The organism is Rhodococcus sp. As11, from assembly GCF_048957735.1.
GTDB lineage: Bacteria > Actinomycetota > Actinomycetes > Mycobacteriales > Mycobacteriaceae > Rhodococcus > Rhodococcus gordoniae.
In genome coordinates, this window is the sequence record NZ_JARDJE010000002.1 from 301,367 (window position 1) to 318,700 (window position 17,334).

Annotated in this window: 14 protein-coding genes; 3 read left to right on the top strand and 11 right to left on the bottom strand. The window is 69.2% G+C overall.

What is annotated here, in order from left to right:
* The first annotated feature begins 3 nt into the window (after nucleotides 1–3).
* Nucleotides 4–849, top strand: coding sequence for an NAD-dependent protein deacetylase (locus tag PV766_RS03835; protein ID WP_064063340.1), 846 nt, complete (start codon nucleotides 4–6; stop codon nucleotides 847–849).
* 6 nt (nucleotides 850–855) lie between these two features.
* Here PV766_RS03835 and proB read toward each other — a convergent pair whose 3' ends face one another.
* The 9 genes from proB to PV766_RS03880 all read right to left on the bottom strand — a co-directional run bounded on the left by proB (nucleotide 856) and on the right by PV766_RS03880 (nucleotide 13,140).
* Complete coding sequence (proB, locus tag PV766_RS03840) at nucleotides 856–1,959, bottom strand: glutamate 5-kinase (protein WP_421096430.1); 1,104 nt, start codon at nucleotides 1,957–1,959, stop codon at nucleotides 856–858.
* A 51-nt stretch (nucleotides 1,960–2,010) separates the two neighbouring features.
* Nucleotides 2,011–3,468 (bottom strand): GTPase ObgE, encoded by a 1,458-nt coding sequence (obgE, locus tag PV766_RS03845; RefSeq protein ID WP_371053266.1) that lies wholly within the window; start codon nucleotides 3,466–3,468, stop codon nucleotides 2,011–2,013.
* Between the two features lie 138 nt (nucleotides 3,469–3,606).
* Nucleotides 3,607–3,870 carry a 50S ribosomal protein L27 gene (rpmA, locus tag PV766_RS03850; protein WP_016934951.1) on the bottom strand — a complete coding sequence of 88 codons (264 nt, stop codon included), beginning with the start codon at nucleotides 3,868–3,870 and terminating at the stop codon, nucleotides 3,607–3,609.
* Nucleotides 3,871–3,906: 36 nt separating this feature from the next.
* On the bottom strand, nucleotides 3,907–4,218 hold the full coding sequence (gene rplU / locus PV766_RS03855; protein ID WP_006551183.1) for a 50S ribosomal protein L21: 312 nt from the start codon (nucleotides 4,216–4,218) through the stop codon (nucleotides 3,907–3,909).
* A gap of 234 nt (nucleotides 4,219–4,452) precedes the next feature.
* Nucleotides 4,453–7,779 (bottom strand): translation initiation factor IF-2 N-terminal domain-containing protein, encoded by a 3,327-nt coding sequence (locus PV766_RS03860; RefSeq protein WP_421096431.1) that lies wholly within the window; start codon nucleotides 7,777–7,779, stop codon nucleotides 4,453–4,455.
* Between the two features lie 447 nt (nucleotides 7,780–8,226).
* The gene (gene ndk, locus PV766_RS03865) at nucleotides 8,227–8,643 is read right to left on the bottom strand and encodes a nucleoside-diphosphate kinase (RefSeq protein ID WP_016932616.1); all 417 of its coding nucleotides are present in this window, start codon (nucleotides 8,641–8,643) and stop codon (nucleotides 8,227–8,229) included.
* 17 nt (nucleotides 8,644–8,660) lie between these two features.
* A complete protein-coding gene (locus tag PV766_RS03870; protein WP_016932615.1) occupies nucleotides 8,661–9,065 on the bottom strand; it encodes a DUF4233 domain-containing protein in 405 nt (134 codons plus the stop codon).
* A complete protein-coding gene (gene folC, locus PV766_RS03875; RefSeq protein ID WP_165369227.1) occupies nucleotides 9,062–10,483 on the bottom strand; it encodes a bifunctional tetrahydrofolate synthase/dihydrofolate synthase in 1,422 nt (473 codons plus the stop codon). Before folC ends, PV766_RS03870 begins: the two co-directional genes overlap by 4 nt.
* Nucleotides 10,480–13,140 carry a valine--tRNA ligase gene (locus PV766_RS03880; RefSeq protein WP_421096432.1) on the bottom strand — a complete coding sequence of 887 codons (2,661 nt, stop codon included), beginning with the start codon at nucleotides 13,138–13,140 and terminating at the stop codon, nucleotides 10,480–10,482. Before PV766_RS03880 ends, folC begins: the two co-directional genes overlap by 4 nt.
* A 161-nt stretch (nucleotides 13,141–13,301) precedes the next feature.
* On the opposite strand from PV766_RS03880, the gene PV766_RS03885 reads away from it, so the two are divergent.
* Complete coding sequence (locus tag PV766_RS03885; protein ID WP_016932612.1) at nucleotides 13,302–13,676, top strand: hypothetical protein; 375 nt, start codon at nucleotides 13,302–13,304, stop codon at nucleotides 13,674–13,676.
* Between the two features lie 30 nt (nucleotides 13,677–13,706).
* Here the strand turns inward: PV766_RS03885 and PV766_RS03890 are convergent, their stop codons facing one another.
* Nucleotides 13,707–15,701, bottom strand: coding sequence for an alpha/beta hydrolase family protein (locus PV766_RS03890; RefSeq protein ID WP_064063336.1), 1,995 nt, complete (start codon nucleotides 15,699–15,701; stop codon nucleotides 13,707–13,709).
* 124 nt (nucleotides 15,702–15,825) lie between these two features.
* Here PV766_RS03890 and thiD point away from each other — a divergent pair, with 124 nt between their 5' ends.
* A complete protein-coding gene (thiD, locus tag PV766_RS03895) occupies nucleotides 15,826–16,617 on the top strand; it encodes a bifunctional hydroxymethylpyrimidine kinase/phosphomethylpyrimidine kinase (RefSeq protein WP_064063335.1) in 792 nt (263 codons plus the stop codon).
* Nucleotides 16,618–16,727: 110 nt separating this feature from the next.
* Here thiD and PV766_RS03900 read toward each other — a convergent pair whose 3' ends face one another.
* Nucleotides 16,728–17,333: a GNAT family N-acetyltransferase gene (locus PV766_RS03900; RefSeq protein ID WP_064063334.1), complete on the bottom strand. Its 606-nt coding sequence runs from the start codon at nucleotides 17,331–17,333 to the stop codon at nucleotides 16,728–16,730.
* Nucleotide 17,334: the final 1 nt, after the last annotated feature.

Consider the following 17,334-nt stretch of genomic DNA (forward strand, 5'->3'; position numbering starts at 1 on the left):
GGGGTGATCGACCTTTCACTCCGCTCCGACGACCTGCACACGCTCCTGCACGGACGTCGGATCGCCGTTCTCACCGGCGCCGGCCTGTCGACGGATTCCGGTATCCCCGACTATCGCGGACCGGACTCGCCCCCGCGCAATCCGATGACCTTCCAGCAGTTCGTCGGCGATGCGGAGTTCCGGCAGCGTTACTGGGCCCGCAACCATGTCGGCTGGAGACACATGGACGCCGCCCGGCCCAACGCCGGGCACCGTGCCCTCGCATCCCTCGAACGCGCCGGATCCGTCGTCGGTGTGATCACCCAGAACGTCGACCTGCTGCACACGAAGGCCGGCAGCCGCCGGGTCGTCGACCTGCACGGCACCTATGCGCAGGTCCGGTGCCTGTCGTGTGAATACCGCATCTCCCGGTTCACGCTGCACGAACGCCTGTGCGCGGCCAATCCGGGATTCGACGACCGGGTCCGCGCGACGACCGGCCTCGAGGTCGCTCCCGACGCCGACGCGGTGGTCACCGACACCGAGGACTTCGTCGTGGTCGATTGTGAGCGCTGCGGCGGGATGCTCAAGCCCGACATCGTGTACTTCGGGGAGACGGTGCCGCGCCCGCGCGTCGATCTCGCCTTCTCGGTGGTGGACGGCGCCGACGCCCTGCTGGTCGCCGGGAGTTCGCTGTCGGTGCAGTCGGGATTGCGTTTCGTGCGCCGCGCCGCGCAGCAGGACATCCCAGTGGTGGTGATCAATCGTGGCGCTACGCGCGGTGATGCGCTGGCGACTCTCAAGCTCGACGCCGGCACGTCGGAGACGCTCGCGTTCCTGGCCGATGCGGTGACCGCGCCCGGTCTGTGACGGCGGTCAGACCACCCGCACGAGATCGTCCGCGTGCACGACGGGTCGCTGGAGATCCGGCGGCAGCTGACCCGTGGAGAAGCCGATCATGAAATCGAGTTCGGACGCGTCGTAGGCCACCACACCGCGAGCGACCGTGCGGCCGTCGGGCGCGACGATGCCCACGACGTCGCCGGCGTGGAAACCGCCACTGGTGCCGGTGATCCCGGCAGCGAGCAGCGAGCGGCGCCGTTCCATCACGGCCCGCACGGCACCCTCGTCGAGATACAGCGAACCGTGCACGTCGGCGGCGTGACGCACCCAGAAGCGCCGCGCGGACAGGCGCTGGGGACGAGCGGCGAAGGCCGTGCCGACGTCGGCGGCGGCAAGAGCGCGGTCGGCCTGGGAGGCCGCGGCGAGCAGCACCGGCACCCCGGAATCCGCCGCGAGGCGGGCCGCGGACAGTTTCGACGCCATGCCACCGGTGCCGAGAGCCCCACCCGATCCGGCGACCACGCCGTCCAGATCCTCGGGGGTGCGCACCTCGGGGATGAGGTTCGCGGCGCCCTTACGCGGATCACCGTCGTACAGGCCGTCGACGTCGGAGAGCAGGATCAGCGCGTCGGCGCCGATGAGATGCGCGACCAGCGCGGCGAGGCGGTCGTTGTCGCCGAAGCGCAGTTCGACGGTGGCGACGGTGTCGTTCTCGTTGACCACCGGAACCGCCCCGAGCGAGCGCAGGCGGTCGAGCGTGCGTTGCGCGTTGCGGTGCTGGGTGCGCCGGCCGATGTCGTCGGCGGTGAGCAGCACCTGGCCCACGGCGCGGTCGTAGCGGGCGAAGGAGGTACCCCACGCGTGGGCGAGGGCGAGTTGCCCGACGCTCGCCGCGGCCTGTTTCGTCGCGAGATCCCGCGGCCTGCTGGTCAGGCCGAGGGGTGCGAGACCGGCACCGACGGCGCCGGACGAGACCACGACGACGCTCGCGCCCGTGCCGATCCGGCCTTCGATGGCGTCGACGAGACGGTCGAGCCTGCTGCGATCGAGCCCACCCACCAGGCTCGTGATCGCCGACGACCCGATCTTGACCACTACGCTGCGGGCCTGGGAGATGACCTCCCGAGTGTCGCTCATGTTCTCCTCGGTACGCTTCGGACTTCCTGATCGATGGGAAGGCGGGGCCGGCTACTCGAACTCGTCGTCGGTGGCCAGGCCGCGGCGCACCTTCTTGGCGTGGCGGCGTTCGGCGGCGCCGACGCGGTCGACCTGATCGAGACGGGCATCGGTGCCGCGACCGGTCGGCACGACATCCACGCCGGCCTGCGTCTGCGGTTCCCACTCGAAGCCGACCTCGCCGATGGTGACCCAGCATCCGGGTTCCGCGCCGAGCTTGACGAGCTTGTCCTCGACCCCGAGACGTGCGAGGCGGTCGGCGAGATAACCCACCGCTTCGTCGTTGTCGAAGGCCGTCTGGCGCACCCACCGCTCGGGACGTGTGCCCTGCACGACGAATCCGCCGGGCACCTCGGGATCGCGGACCACGGTGAAGGCCTCCTCGTCGCGGGCGACGGGACGGATCACCGGGCGGGTGGGCGCGGCCGGAGGATGCGCCGCCCGGTACTCGTCGACCATCTTCGCGAGGGCGAACGTCAAGGGGCGCAGCCCGTCGCGGCTCACGGCCGAGATCGTGAAGACCGGCCATCCGCGCGCCTCGAGTTCGGGGGTGACGAACTCGGCGAGTTCCTTCGCGTCGGGCACGTCGGCCTTGTTCAGGATCACGATGCGGGGACGCTCGGCCAGGTCGCCGAGTCCGCTGTCGCCCGACAGGGCAGGCTGGTAGGCAGCGAGTTCGGCCTCGAGCGCGTCGATGTCGGAGATCGGGTCGCGGCCGGGTTCGAGGGTCGCGCAGTCGACGACGTGTGCGAGTACGGCACAGCGCTCGAGATGCCGCAGGAAGTCGAGGCCGAGACCGCGACCCTCGCTCGCACCGGGGATCAGACCCGGCACGTCGGCAACGGTGAAGGTCGTGTCGCCCGACTGCACCACACCGAGATTCGGCACGAGAGTGGTGAACGGATAATCGGCGATCTTCGGCTTGGCCGCCGAGAGCACCGACACGAGAGACGACTTGCCGGCCGACGGGAAGCCCACGAGGCCGACGTCGGCGACGGACTTCAGCTCGAGGACGAGATCCAGTTCCTCGCCTTCTTCACCGAGCAACGCGAAACCGGGTGCCTTGCGCGCCTTCGACGCGAGCGCAGCATTTCCGAGACCACCGCGACCACCGTGCGCGGCCACGAAACGCGTACCGGTTCCCACGAGGTCGGCGAGGATCCGACCTTGGGCGTCGAGCACGACGGTGCCGTCGGGAACCTTCAGGACGAGGTCGCCGCCGTTGGCACCGTTGCGGTGCCCGCCGGCGCCCTGGGCCCCGTTGGTCGCCTTCGCGTGCTGGTGGAAGTGGAAGTCGAGCAGGGTGTGGACATTGCGGTCGACCTCGAGGACGACGTCGCCGCCGTTGCCTCCGTTACCCCCGTCGGGGCCGCCGAGCGGCTTGAACTTCTCGCGGTGGACGGAGGCGCAGCCGTTGCCGCCCTTGCCGGCGCTGACGTGCAGCACCACCCGGTCGATGAAGCGGGACATGGGTGGACCTTCTCTCGTCCTAAGAACAAACGTGGTGATCAACGCAACAAGGGCGGGTCAGGGTGTGCGACCCTGGCCCGCCCCTATTGGGAGTATGTCGCGGGAGATGTCCCCGCGGTGTCCGTACCGGACGGCAGATCAGGCGTCTGCCGTAGCCGGAACGATGTTGACGGTCTTGCGACCGCGCTTGGTACCGAACTCGACGGCACCGGCCGCGAGAGCGAACAGCGTGTCGTCGCCGCCGCGTCCCACGTTCACGCCGGGGTGGAAGTGGGTGCCGCGCTGGCGCACGATGATCTCGCCGGCGTTGACGGCCTGGCCACCGAAGCGCTTGACGCCGAGTCGCTGTGCGTTCGAATCGCGACCGTTACGGGAGCTGGATGCACCCTTCTTGTGTGCCATGACGAACCCTCCTGGGGTTGAAGCTCGAAGCTCGGTTTACTTGATGCCGGTGACCTTGACGACCGTCAGCTTCTGACGGTGGCCCTGGCGCTTGTGGTACCCGGTCTTGTTCTTGAACTTGTGGATGCGGATCTTCGGGCCCTTGGTGTGCTCGACGATCTCGCCGGTGACCGAGACCTTGGCCAGCTTGTCGGCGTCGGTGGTCAGTTCGGATCCGTCGACGACGAGGACCGGGGCAAGCGAGACAGCAGCGCCGGGCTCACCCTCGATCTTCTCGACCTTGACGAGGTCGCCTTCAGCGACCTTGTACTGCTTACCGCCGGTCTTGACGATCGCGTACGTTGCCATCGGACGGCTACCCCTTGCTTCTTCGAACGTGCTCGCGCCACAGTGCTGCGGACGCGACTGGTCTGGTGTGGTTGCTGCCTCGGGTCCCGCCGGCATCCTGAATCCGGACGCGGCTGGGCACTATCGCCGAGTAGCGACTGAACAAGATTACGGGAAGGTGACTCCCAGGGTCAAACCGGGCGGCGTGGTCGTGCCGCTTCCGGGCCGGTCGTGGACCGGCCCGGAAGCGGAAGGTCACGCCTCGGCGTCGACGGGCGGACCCGCGGGACGCCCTGCGGCGCGCCGCGAACGCGGCCGCCGCACGATCTCCACCGGCGTCTCCACCGGTGTGCTCGGCGGGGACTCCGGCTCGGCTCCGGTAGAAGCGTCGGCCGTGACGGGGACGACGAACACCGTGGCTTCCGGCCCGGTCTCCCCGGCAGGCGCGGCGGCTGCCCGGGCGACCCTGCGTGCACGGCGGCGACGCGGGGCCGGTTCTGCGGCGCCGGCGGAAGCCGCTCCGTCGGTGCTCTGTGCAGATTCGGAGCCGGCAGCCGCCGTTGCGGCAGCCTCGGACACGGCGGTCTCCGCGACCGCGAACTCGGCCGCTGCGACCTCTGCTTCGATCTCGGCGGGCTCGTCGGAGGCGGTCGTCACCGTGGTGGCGTCCTCCCCGGCGACGGAGCCCTTCGTCGGTGCGGAGACCTTCTCCGGCTCGACGGCATTCAACGGCTCGGTGACCTTGACCGGATCGACCTCGGCGGCCGGTGCCGGCACGGCAGCAGCCTCCGGCGCCGTCCCGGTCGCCGGCGCTTCCTCGGCCGGTGCCGAATTGTGCGCGGCCATCGCGAGCGCCACAGGATGCGGTGCACGCTTGACCACCTCGTCGGGCGAATGCGTGGGCGTCTCGGCGGCGGGCTCCTGCGAGCTCTTGTCGCGTCCGCGTTTGCGGCGCGAACCGCCACCGGACGAACGACCCGAATCGTCCGAGGACTTCGACTCGATCGGCTCCGAATGCACGATGAGGCCACGGCCACCGCAGTGTTCGCAGGTAGTGGAGAACGCCTCGACGAGACCGGTCCCGAGCCGCTTACGCGTCATCTGGACCAGGCCGAGCGAGGTGACCTCCGAGACCTGGTGGCGGGTGCGGTCCCGGCCGAGTGCCTCGGTCAGGCGCCGCAGCACGAGATCGCGGTTGGACTCGAGCACCATGTCGATGAAGTCGACGACGATCATGCCGCCGATGTCGCGCAGGCGCATCTGCCGGACGATCTCCTCGGCCGCCTCGAGGTTGTTACGGGTGACCGTCTCCTCGAGATTGCCACCGGAACCGGTGAATTTGCCGGTGTTGACATCGATGACGGTCATCGCCTCGGTGCGGTCGATGACGAGCGTGCCGCCGGAGGGCAGCCACACCTTGCGGTCGAGTGCCTTCGCGAGCTGCTCGTCGATGCGGTGCGCGCCGAAGACGTCCACCGAGTTCTCCGAGCGGTAGCGCTCGACGCGAGGCAGCAGGTCGGGCGCGACCGTGCGGATGTAGCTCTCGACGGTGTTCCACGCAGAGTCGCCCTCGATGACGAGCTTGGAGAAGTCCTCGTTGAACAGGTCGCGCACGACCTTGACGAGCAGATCCGGCTCCTCGTAGAGGGTTTTCGGCTGTCCCGAGGCGTCGGCCTGCAGCTTCTCGGACTGCTCACGGATCGCCTCCCACTGCGTCTGCAGCCGGGTGACGTCGCGCGAGAGTTCCTCCTCGCTCACGCCCTCGGCAGCGGTGCGGATGATCACGCCCGCCTCGGCCGGGACGATCTCGCGGAGGACGTCCTTGAGACGTTTGCGCTCGGTGTCGGGCAGTTTGCGGCTGATGCCCGTGGACGATCCACCCGGCACGTACACCAGGAAGCGTCCGGCCAGGCTGATCTGGGTGGTCAGACGCGCACCCTTGTGGCCGACCGGGTCCTTGCTGACCTGCACGACCACCTGGTCGCCGGGCTTGAGGGCCTGTTCGATCTTGCGCGAGTTGCCGCCGAGGCCCGCGGCCTCCCAGTTCACCTCGCCGGCGTAGAGCACGCCGTTGCGTCCGCGGCCGATGTCGATGAACGCGGCCTCCATGGACGGCAGCACGTTCTGCACGCGGCCCAGGTAGATGTTGCCGACCATCGATGCCGACCCGGAGGTCGTGACGAAGTGCTCGACGAGGATGCCGTCCTCGAGCACGGCGACCTGCGTCATTCCCGCATGGGCTCCACCTGTGCGCTCACGCACGACCATCACCCGGTCGACGGCCTCACGACGCGCGAGGAACTCGGACTCGGTGAGGATCGGGGGCCGACGGCGACCCGCCTCGCGGCCGTCGCGACGACGCTGACGCTTCGCCTCGAGACGCGTCGAACCGCTGATGCCCTGGACCTCGTCCTTGACGCGGCTCTTCGGACGCGGCTCCCGCTCGTGGACGACCGTGGGAACCGAGTCGTCCTCGGTGCTCGCGGTGTCGGTGTCGGCGGAACCGCGACGACGACGGCGGCGGCGACGACGACGCGACGTCCCGCCCTGCTCGTCGTCCTCGTCGTGCTCGTCGGTGCTCTGCTCGTCGCCCGAGGTCGATTCCTCGGTGGTGTCCTTCTCGGTGGAGGACGTGTCCTCGGCGGGGGACTCCTCCGCCTCCGCGGCGGACGACTCGGTGTCCTCCCCGGTCGCCGTGGTCTCGTCCTGCTCGATGTCGGTGCCGTCCCCACGGCCCCGCCCACGACCGCGACGTCCGCGACGACGGCGACGCGGCTGGTCGTCCTGGTCTTCCTCGGCCTGCGACGAGGTCGCCTCCTCGGTGGACTCGGCGGCGGCCGTTTCGGCGGACTCGGCGGGCTGCTGCTCTTCCTCTGCCACCGGCTGCTCGGCGTCCTTGCCGCGACGCGCACGTCGCCGCCGCGGACGGGTCTCCTCCTCGGCGGGCGAGGGTACCTCGGGCTGCAGGAACAGCGGCGCGGCGACGATCGACTCGGCCGTGGTGGACGGCTCGGGCATCTCGAACAGCGGCGTGCTCTGCTCCACGGACGTGAACAGCCCGGTGGGTCCTCCGACGGACGGGGTCTCCACTGCCTGCGGCGCGGCCTCGTCCGAGGCCTTCTCGGCGGGCCGGAGCTCTCCGCTCTCGACCGGCACAGCCTCGGCGCTCTCGACCGGCACAGCGTCAGCGCTCTCGACCGGCACAACCTCGGCAGTCTCCTCTGCCTCTGCCTTCGCGGGCTCGGGCGCCGTCTCGGCTGCGCGCTCGGGGGTGTGCTCTGCTGCGGGCTCGGCGGCTGGGGCTTCGGGAGCCGCTTCGGCTTCCTGCACTGCAGGCTCGGGCGTACCTGTATCGCTCAGCGCGGCGTGCAGGTCCTCCGCGACGTCGCGAGGGAGCGTCGAGTGCGCACTGCGCAGCTCGGTGCCACGCTCGGCGGCTTTCGCGATCACCTGCTTACTGGTCAGCCCCAGCAACTTGGCGAGGGCATGGACGCGGATCTTGGCAGGCAGACCGAGGAGGTTTCGTCCCTCTGCGTCCGACGCTTCGATCGAGTTGTCTTCCGGCGGCTCTTGATCGGCCACGTAGGTCTCCTAAGGCCCCCGGGCGCGTCCACCACCGACTACAGCGATGTGAGCGGCCACGCGGGGGCGCAGCTTGTGTACTCGCGCCGGGTGGGCGCGAGTCCTTCCGGTCTCGCATCGCGCGGTCGTCCGGTGCCCGTTTTCACTGCACGGCCGAGCAATGCCTGGCTTGATCGCGGGTCGAGCGCCGGAACATCCAGCGTGCCGCCGAGCGAGGGTGTCTCCTTCGTCCTCGGCCACAGCGATGTCGGGCATCGATCCGTGATGTCGTTCGGCCGCTCCGCACGCGGTGTGTGCGGGGCAACCTCTGCCAGTATCCCACACGGAGATGTCCGGATACGCCAACGGCGCCCCGGAGGGCGCCGTCGGGGGTGTCGGGAAGCGCGAAGCGCGACGCCCGAACAGTTTCGTGGGCGACACGCCAGGCGCGCCGGCCGGTGAGGGTTGCTATTTCGCCAGGGCGGGGAACCAGAGAGCGATCTCGCGCTCGGCGGACTCCACCGAGTCGGAGCCGTGGACCAGGTTCTCGCCCGGATCCAGGCCGAGATCGCCGCGGATCGAGCCGGGAACGGCCTTCTCGACCGGATCGGTGCCACCGGCGAGCTGCCGGAAGGCCGCGATCGCGCGGGGGCCTTCGAGGACCGCTGCCACGAGCGGACCACCGGTGATGAACTCGATCAGCGAGGGGTAGAAGGGCTTGCCCTCGTGTTCCGCGTAGTGCGCTCCGGCGACCTCCTCGGTCGCCGTACGCAGCTCGAGAGCCACGATGTCCAGACCCTTCCGCTCGATGCGCGCGAGGATCTCTCCGACATGACGGCGTGCGACGCCGTCGGGCTTGATCAGTACCAGGGTCCGCTCAGTCACGCGACAAGCCTAGAGGTTCAGTCCCGCTGGCCCGGGAGCAGACCCCTGGATTCGCGATCCCTGATGTCTTTACGCAGGTAGAAGATGTACGCCCATACCACGGCGAAGAGCACGCCCACCGCGCCGAACGCGAGGTCGACGAAGAAACCCAGCACGGCGAGCACCTGCAGGGTGATGTTGAACGGGATCGCCCACGACTTCTTCTGCACCCCGGCGCCGAGGAACATCAGGACGGCGAGGCCCACGACGTAGGTCGTCGACCACGCGCTCAGTCCCCCACCGACGGTCGCGATGACCGGCAGCACCAGCAGGACCACGATCGCCTCGAGCACGAGTGTTCCCGCCATCACGCCCCGGAAACCCTTCCAGGGGTCCGTCGTCGGCGGCCGGAACTTCTGTTCCTCCGGCTTGTCGTTGCTCACGCGGGATCCTTTCCGAACAGACTGCGGGCCGCACCTGCGGTCACCACCGAACCGGTGACCACGACCCCGGCGCCCGACACCGCTTCGCCGGGCTCGCCGACCTCCTCCGCGATCGCGATCGCGGTCTCGATCGCATCCGGGAGCGTCGCCGCGGTGACGACCCGTTCGTCGCCGAATCGGGCGACGGCGATGTTCGCGAGATCGTCGACGTCCATCGCCCGCGGCGACCCGTTGTGCGTGACGACGATCTCGTCGAAGACCGGTTCGAGCGCCTCGATCAGACCCGCGACGTCCTTGTCGGCCATCACGCTCACGACGCCCACGAGCTTGCGGAAGTCGAACTCCTGGGCGAGCGCGGCCGCCAGGGCCTTCGCGCCGTGCGGGTTGTGCGCGGCGTCGAGGAAGACGGTGGGTGCATTGCGCACCCGTTCGAGCCGGCCCGGTGTGGTCACCGACGCGAACGCGTCGCGCACCGCCTCCACGTCGAGCTGCTTGCCGGGGCCCGCCCCGAAGAACGCCTCGACCGCGGCCAGCGCGACCGACGCGTTGTGGGCCTGGTGCTCGCCGTGGAGCGGCAGGAAGATGTCGGTGTAGAGACCGCCGAGACCCTGCAGGTCGATCTGCTGTCCGCCGACGGCGACCGCGCGCCGGACCACCGCGAACTCGGAGCCCTGACGGGCCACGGCCGCGTCGGCTTCGACGGCCTGCCGCAGCAGCACGTCCATCGCCTCGGGTTCCTGCTGCGCGATGATCGTCACGGTGTCGCGGGGCACGAGACCGTCGTCCGGTGCCTTCTTGATGATCCCGGCCTTCTCCCCCGCGATCTCTGTGAGGGTGTCACCGAGATAGCCGGTGTGGTCGATACCGATGGGAGTGATCACCGCGACCTGCCCGGTGACGACGTTGGTGGCGTCCCAGCGTCCGCCGAGACCCACCTCGACGACGGCGACGTCGACCGGGGCATCGGCGAAGGCCGCGAACGCCATTGCGGTGGTCACCTCGAACTTGCTCATCTTCGGCCCACCGGCCGCCTCGGACTGCTCGTCGATCATCCGGACGTACGGTTCGATGTCGCGGTAGGTGTCGACATAGGTGCGCGGCGAGACCGGGGCACCGTCGATGCTGATCCGCTCGGTCGCGAGCTGCAGGTGCGGGCTCGTCGTGCGACCGACCCGGTGATGCATGCGCGTGAGCAACGCATCGATCATCCGGGTGGTCGACGTCTTGCCGTTGGTGCCTGCCACATGGATCGACGGGTAGCTGTTCTGCGGCGACCCGAGAATGTCCATGAGCGCGGCGATCCGCGCCAGGGACGGTTCGATCTTCGTCTCCGGCCACCGCTTGTCGAGTTCGGCCTCGACGAGCGTCAGTTCGGCGAGGTCCACCGGGGACGGCGACCCCGGGGTATCGGTGCTCACGCCGCGCCCAGCTCCTTCAGCCGCGCGGTGATCCGCGCGATCTCCTCTTCGGCGATCTGCTTGCGACCGCGGATCTTCTCGACCACCTGATCGGGTGCCTTGGCGAGGAACGCTTCGTTCGACAGTTTCCCCGAGGTGCCCGCCAGTTCCTTCTCCGCGACGGCGAGATCCTTTCGCAGGCGCGCGATCTCGGCGCCGACGTCGATGCTGCCGGAGGTGTCGAGCTCGACGGTGACCGTCGCGCGGCTCAACCGGACCTCGATCGACGCCGTGGCCGAGAACGAGTCCTCCGGCTCGGTCAGGCGCGCGAGCGACTGCACGGCCGGCACCTGGGCGACGAGATCCGCGTCCTCGACGTCGACGAGCCGGGCCGCCACCTTCTGCGACGGCTTGAGGCCCTGGTCGCTCCGGAATCGGCGGATCTCGGTGACGAGCTTCTGCAGGTCGGCGACACGCTGCGCCGCGGTGTCGTCGGTGGGCACTCCGGACGTCTCGGGCCAGGACGCGATCACCACGGACTCGCCGCCGGTGAGCACCTTCCACAAGGTCTCGGTGACGAACGGGATGACCGGGTGCAGTAGGCGCAGCAGCTGGTCGAGGACGGTGCCGAGCACGACCTTGGTGCCGTCGGCGTGAACGCTGCCCTCGGCGAGCTGGACCTTGGCGAGCTCGAGATACCAGTCGCAGACCTCGTCCCACGCGAAGTGGTAGAGCGCCTCGCACGCCTTGGAGAACTCGTAGTGGTCGAAGGCGGCGTCGACCTCGGTGCGCACCTGCTCGAGGCGGTCGAGGATCCATCGGTCGGCGTCGGTCAGCTGCTCGCGGGCGGGGAGCTCGCCGATCACCGCACCGTTCATGAGCGCGAACTTGGTCGCGTTGAACAGCTTGTTCGCGAAGTTGCGCGACGACTGGGCGTGGTCCTCACCGACGGCGAGGTCGCCGCCGGGGTTCGCACCACGCGCCAGCGTGAAGCGCAGGGCGTCGGCGCCGAAGCGCTCGACCCAGTCGAGCGGGTCGATGCCGTTGCCGCGCGATTTGGACATCTTCTTGCCGAACTGGTCGCGGACCAGGCCGTGCAGGAACAGATCCCGGAACGGCACCTGCGCCTGGTGCACGGCGTCGTCGCCCGACACGTAGGTGCCGAACATCATCATGCGCGCGACCCAGAAGAACAGGATGTCGTAGCCGGTGACGAGAACGCTGGTGGGATAGAACTTGTCGAGTTCGGGGGTCTTCTCCGGCCAGCCCATCGTCGAGAACGGCCACAGGCCGGACGAGAACCACGTGTCGAGCACGTCCGGGTCCTGCTCCCAGCCGTCGGGTGCGGTCTCGTCGGGGCCGAAGCACTGGACCTCTCCGTTCGGGCCGTACCAGATCGGGATGCGGTGACCCCACCACAGCTGACGCGAGATGCACCAGTCGTGCATGTTGTCGACCCAATCGAACCAGCGCGGTTCCTGGCTCGCGGGGTGGATGACGGTGTGGCCGTTGCGCACTGCGTCACCGGCGGCCTTCGCGAGCTTGTCGACCTTGACCCACCACTGCATCGACAGGCGCGGTTCGATGGTCTCGCCGGACCGCTCGGAGTGGCCGACGCTGTGCAGATAGGGGCGCTTCTCGGCGACGACGCGTCCCTGCGCGGCGAGTTCCTCGCGGATCGCGACGCGTGCCTCGAAGCGGTCCATGCCGTCGAAGCGCGTACCCGAATCGGCGATGCGACCGGCCTTGTCCATGATCGTGGGCATCGGCAGATCGTGCCGCAGACCCATCTCGAAGTCGTTGGGGTCGTGCGCAGGCGTGATCTTCACTGCGCCCGTACCGAATTCGGGGTCGACGTAGTCGTCGGCGATGATCGGGATCTGCCGACCCGTGATGGGATGCTCGAGCGTGGTGCCGATGATGTCCTTGTAGCGCTCGTCCTCGGGGTGGACCGCGACCGCGGTGTCGCCGAGCATCGTCTCGACGCGGGTGGTGGCGACGATCACGTGCGGCTCGTCGTCGTTCAGGGAGCCGTAGCGCAGGGAGACGAGTTCGCCCTCGACCTCCTCGAACTTCACCTCGATGTCGGAGATCGCGGTCTGCAGCACGGGCGACCAGTTGACCAGTCGCTCGGCGCGGTAGATCAGGCCCTCGTCGTAGAGGCGCTTGAACATCACCTGGACAGCGCGGGAAAGCCCCTCGTCCATGGTGAAGCGGTCGCGCGACCAGTCGACGCCGTCGCCGATACGACGCATCTGGCCCTGGATCGTGCCGCCGGACTCGGCCTTCCACTGCCAGACCTTGTCGATGAAGGCCTCGCGGCCGAGGTCCTCCTTCTTCTTACCGTCGGCGGCGAGCTGCTTCTCGACGACGGTCTGGGTGGCGATACCGGCATGATCCATGCCGGGCAGCCACAGCACCTCGTAGCCCTGCATGCGCTTCCGGCGGGAGAGTGCGTCCATGAGGGTGTGGTCGAGGGCGTGACCCATGTGCAGGCTGCCGGTGACGTTCGGCGGCGGCAGGACGATCGAGTACCCGGGCTTGTCGCTCGTGGGGTCGGCCTCGAAGTAGCCGGCGTCCACCCACTGCTGGTAGAGCTCCGCTTCGACGGCGCTGGGGTCCCAGCTCTTGGGAAGGGCGTCGGCGGGGTTCTGCGAGTTCTCTGGCGCACTGGTCACCCGTCAATCGTAAGCGTCGGACGCGAACCTCCTGGACAGGGGCCGCGACAGAACCGGACAGGGGCCAGGACCGGAGGGTGTGGCCCGGTCCCCGACCGGGTATCGCATTGCCGGGCCGCCGAATGCGCGGACGCCGAACTGACAGGACGGAGGACCCCGTCATGATGCGGGCATTGATCTTCGCTGCAGGTGCAGCTGCGGGATTCGTCGCGGGGACCCGGGCGGGCCGCGAGACGTACGACAAGATGCGGGGACGTTCGAACGAGCTGTGGCACAACCCGGCGGTACAGGACAAGGTCATACCTGCCGTACAGGACAAGGTGACCGAAGCGGCCTCCGTCGTGAAGGAGAAGGCACCACAGCTCCAGGAGACGGTGGGCGGTCTCGCCGAGAAGGTCACCCATCGCGGTCAGAGCGGGTCCGGCCAACACGCGGCGACGCACACCGGCTCGTCTACGAGTGAGTCGACCCCGGCCACCGACGAGCCCACTCGTCCGCCCGCGTCGCCGGGCGACCAGCCGCGACCGCCCGCGTAACAGGCGGTCGACACCCTCGGACGTTCTCGGTCAGCCCAGCTCGGCCGGCAGGTCGAGCGGGTGGCCGAGCACGTGCTCCGACAGGAATGCTTCGACCGTGCGGTACCAGATCTTCGAATGCTGCGGCTGCAGCACCCAGTGGTTCTCGGACGGAAAGCACAGGAAGCGGTGGACGGTGGTGCCGTCGTCCTCGGCGGGCAGCCCCGATTCGTCGAGCAGCTCGTACCACAGGCGCAGTGCTTCGCCGATGGGGACGCGATAGTCCTTGTCGCCGTGGATGACGAGCATGGGCGTGACGATGTCGGCGACGAACAGGTGCGGTGAGTTCTCGACGGCCATCTCCGGGGTCATCTCCCGTTGCCAGTACCAGGCCACGTCGGTGGTCGGGGTGAACTGGTCCAGCGCCCACAGACCGGCGTGGGTGACGACCGCCCGGAACCGGTCGGTGTGACCGGCGATCCAGTTGGCCAGATATCCGCCGAACGAGCCACCCATCACCGCGGTCCGGTCCTCGTCGATGTCGTTCCGCGCGACCGCGGCGTCGGTGATCGCCATGAGGTCGGTGTACGGTTCGCGTCCCCAGCGTCCCCAGCCGCGCCGGATGAAGGCGTCGCCGTATCCCGTGGACAGTGCGGGGTCCGGCAACAGCACCGCGTAGCCCCGGGCGACGAGAAGCCACGGGTTCCAGCGCCACGACCATGTGTTCCAGCTGCTCAGCGGTCCGCCGTGCACCCACAGCAGCAGCGGTGCGGGGTCGGCGGCGGACGCGGTGTGCGGGAGCGCAAGCCATGCCCGCACCGGCGTGCCGTCGGCGGCGTCGGTGGTCATTTCCACGAGGCGGCCCGGCAGTTCCGGGAGCGCAGCGGGAGCGGGCAGGGGCGTGACGGTGCCGGCGCCGGGTCCGGTCAGGTGGATGCGCACGGGATGTGGCGGTGCGTCGTACGAGGCCCTCAGTGCGTACGCACGGTTGCCGTCGGGCGCGAGGTGGACATGGGTGTAGGCGGCGTCGTCCGTGGTGACGCGGACGGGCTGCGCGTCTCCGAGCCGCTGGACGAAGACCGGTGCGCGTCCGTGATCGTCGGCGGTGAGCACGAGACCGGACCCGTCGGGCAGCCAGGCCACCGAAGTGGGACGCCGGTCCCACTCGGGAGCTTCGATACCGGTGGCTCCGGAGTCGATGTCGAGGACCCGGACGGTCACCTGCGGCGGGTTCTCGGCGTCGCCGATCGACTCGTGCAGATAGGCGAGTTTGCGTCCGTCCCGGGAGAGCGACGGATGTGTCGCGTCGCCGGTCTCGTCGTCGACGAGCGGGGTGCGCAGACCGGTGCCGAGATCGATCCGCACGACGGTGACGCGGCGCGAGGCGAGCGGACCGGGGACCACCCAGGTGGCCGCGGCGAACGAACCGTCCGCAGCGACATCGAGGTGGGCGTCGCGCAGCGACCCACGGATCCCCGGGGTGAGATCGGTGAACCCGTCGCCGCTGTTGTCCGGGAGGAGCAGATGCGGCTGGTCGGGTCCGAGATCGTGATCCCAGTAGCGCACCGGATAGCCGGCATGCAGCACGGCGGTGACCGCACCGTCCTTGCGGGCGTCCCGGATCCGTTCGTCGTCGGACTCGCTGTGGCCGAGAACGGACGCGAGCAGGACCGTCCTGTCGGCATGCGACGCCGCACACACCGACGCGAACCCACCCTTCCGGGATCCGATCTGCTCGGCCTCCCCGCCGGCCACGGGCAGTCGCCACAGCGACACCGGCGGGTCGTCCGTACCGCGGGCGGCGGTGAAGAGCAGGTCGCCGGTCGCGGTGAAGGTCGGGTTCGACTCCCCCGTGGCGCCGTGGGTCAGGCGCCGCGCCGGGGCATCGCCGGCGGGATCCACCTCCCACAACGCGCCCGTGTACGAGGTGGCCTTGTCGTCGAGCGTCGACTGCGTGATCACCAGGCGGTTCCCGTCCGGAGACATCGTGAGGGAGGTGACGCGGGGTAGCGCCAGGTAGTCGTCGAGCTCGTCGAAGGCCGTCATGCCTGGACGATATCGGGAGCGGCGGTGGGCGGTCCGCAGGTGGCACCGGGTTCGTCTGTAACCTGGTCGTCCGGCGGGTACATCCCGCGGAAACGCCGTCTCCCCGTCCGAACGGAGCACTCACATGGTCGACCTCGCATACGTCATCGCCGGCTCGGAAGCGACCGGTGGCGCCGGTCTGCAGGTCGACCTCAAGACGTTCCAGCAGCTGGGTGTGTACGGCGTGGGCACCACGACGTGCATCGTCTCGTTCGATCCGAAGAACGACTGGGGCCACCGCTTCTTCCCCGTCCCGGCCGAGGTGATCGCCGACCAGATCGAGGCAGCAACCGCCGCTCACGACCTCGACGTGGTGAAGATCGGCATGCTGGGCACACCCGCGACGATCGATGTGGTCGCCGAGGGCCTGGAGAAGCAGTCCTGGCGGCACGTCGTGCTCGACCCGGTCCTGATCTGCAAGGGCCAGGAAGCCGGGGCGGCGCTCGACACCGACAACGCGTTGCGCGCGCAGGTGCTGCCCCATGCCACGGTCGTCACCCCGAACCTGTTCGAGGCTCGCATGCTGTCCGGTATGGACGACATCACCTCCGTCGACCAGCTCGTCGAGGCGGCACGTCGCATCCACGATCTCGGCCCGCAGTACGTCGTGGCGAAGGGCGGCGTCGAACTCGACGGCGAGGACGCCGTCGACGTCCTGTTCGACGGTTCCGAGGTCACCCTGCTGACGGCACCGAAGGTCGGCAACGAGCGGGTGTCCGGCGCCGGCTGCACCCTCGCGGCCGCGATCACGGCCGAACTCGCGAAGGGCGGGTCGGTCGCCGACGCCGCGGCCCGCGCCAAGGATTTCGTCACCGCGGGGATCAAGGCGCGGGTGTCCGCCAACACCCCGTTCGACACCGTCTGGCAAGGCGCCTGATTCCTCGGTTCGCCGAAACCGATTCCAAGACAAAAGCATTCGCGATCCGATTCGTCATCCGCTGCGGCAATTGCTGTAGCGGATGACGAATTCGATCGCGGATCGACACCTCAGCGCGGCTGCCGCCACATTCCCCACAGCGTCGGCCCGCCGTCGGGGACGACGATGGCGCGGGTGACCTCGAACCCGAACCGCTCGTAGTAGGGAATGTTCGCCTCCTTGCTCGATTCGAGGTAGGCCGGAGCGTGTTCGGCGTCGGCACGGTCGAGGCCGGCCTTCATGAGGGCTGTGCCGAGGCCGGTCCCCCGCGCGGCAGGTGAGGTGCCGATCGTCGACAGATACCAGTGCGGTTCGCCCGGATGCGCCGCATCGAGGGTTTCGTCGACCTGCCGTCCCCGTTTCATGTACCTGCCGAGTGCTGCGCAGAAACCGGGCAGCAGACGGAGCGAGGTCCACATATCGCTACGCCATCGTCCGGGTGGCGCCCACATCGCCGCGCCTCCGACGACCCCGTCGGACTCGGCGATGTCGGTGGCTCCCAACGGCACCATGTGGTGCCGGGCGTCGGCCGCGAAGAAACGGGTCATGCGCCGGATGCGGTGGTGTTCGTCCGGGAACATCCACGTGAAGACCGGATCGTCGACGAAGGCTTCCGCGACCACCGGAGCGAAGGCCGGAATGTCGCGGCGCGTGGCGGTTCTCGGTTCGATGGCCATG

What these genes read in the sequence shown, in the direction of transcription:
- proB (WP_421096430.1), bottom strand. Translation starts at nt 1,959, where the DNA reads ATGAGCGACACTCGGGAGGTCATCTCCCAGGCCCGCAGCGTAGTGGTC.
- obgE (WP_371053266.1), bottom strand. Translation starts at nt 3,468, where the DNA reads ATGTCCCGCTTCATCGACCGGGTGGTGCTGCACGTCAGCGCCGGCAAG.
- rpmA (WP_016934951.1), bottom strand. Translation starts at nt 3,870, where the DNA reads ATGGCACACAAGAAGGGTGCATCCAGCTCCCGTAACGGTCGCGATTCG.
- rplU (WP_006551183.1), bottom strand. Translation starts at nt 4,218, where the DNA reads ATGGCAACGTACGCGATCGTCAAGACCGGCGGTAAGCAGTACAAGGTC.
- PV766_RS03885 (WP_016932612.1), top strand. Translation starts at nt 13,302, where the DNA reads ATGATGCGGGCATTGATCTTCGCTGCAGGTGCAGCTGCGGGATTCGTC.
- PV766_RS03890 (WP_064063336.1), bottom strand. Translation starts at nt 15,701, where the DNA reads ATGACGGCCTTCGACGAGCTCGACGACTACCTGGCGCTACCCCGCGTC.
- thiD (WP_064063335.1), top strand. Translation starts at nt 15,826, where the DNA reads ATGGTCGACCTCGCATACGTCATCGCCGGCTCGGAAGCGACCGGTGGC.
- PV766_RS03900 (WP_064063334.1), bottom strand. Translation starts at nt 17,333, where the DNA reads ATGGCCATCGAACCGAGAACCGCCACGCGCCGCGACATTCCGGCCTTC.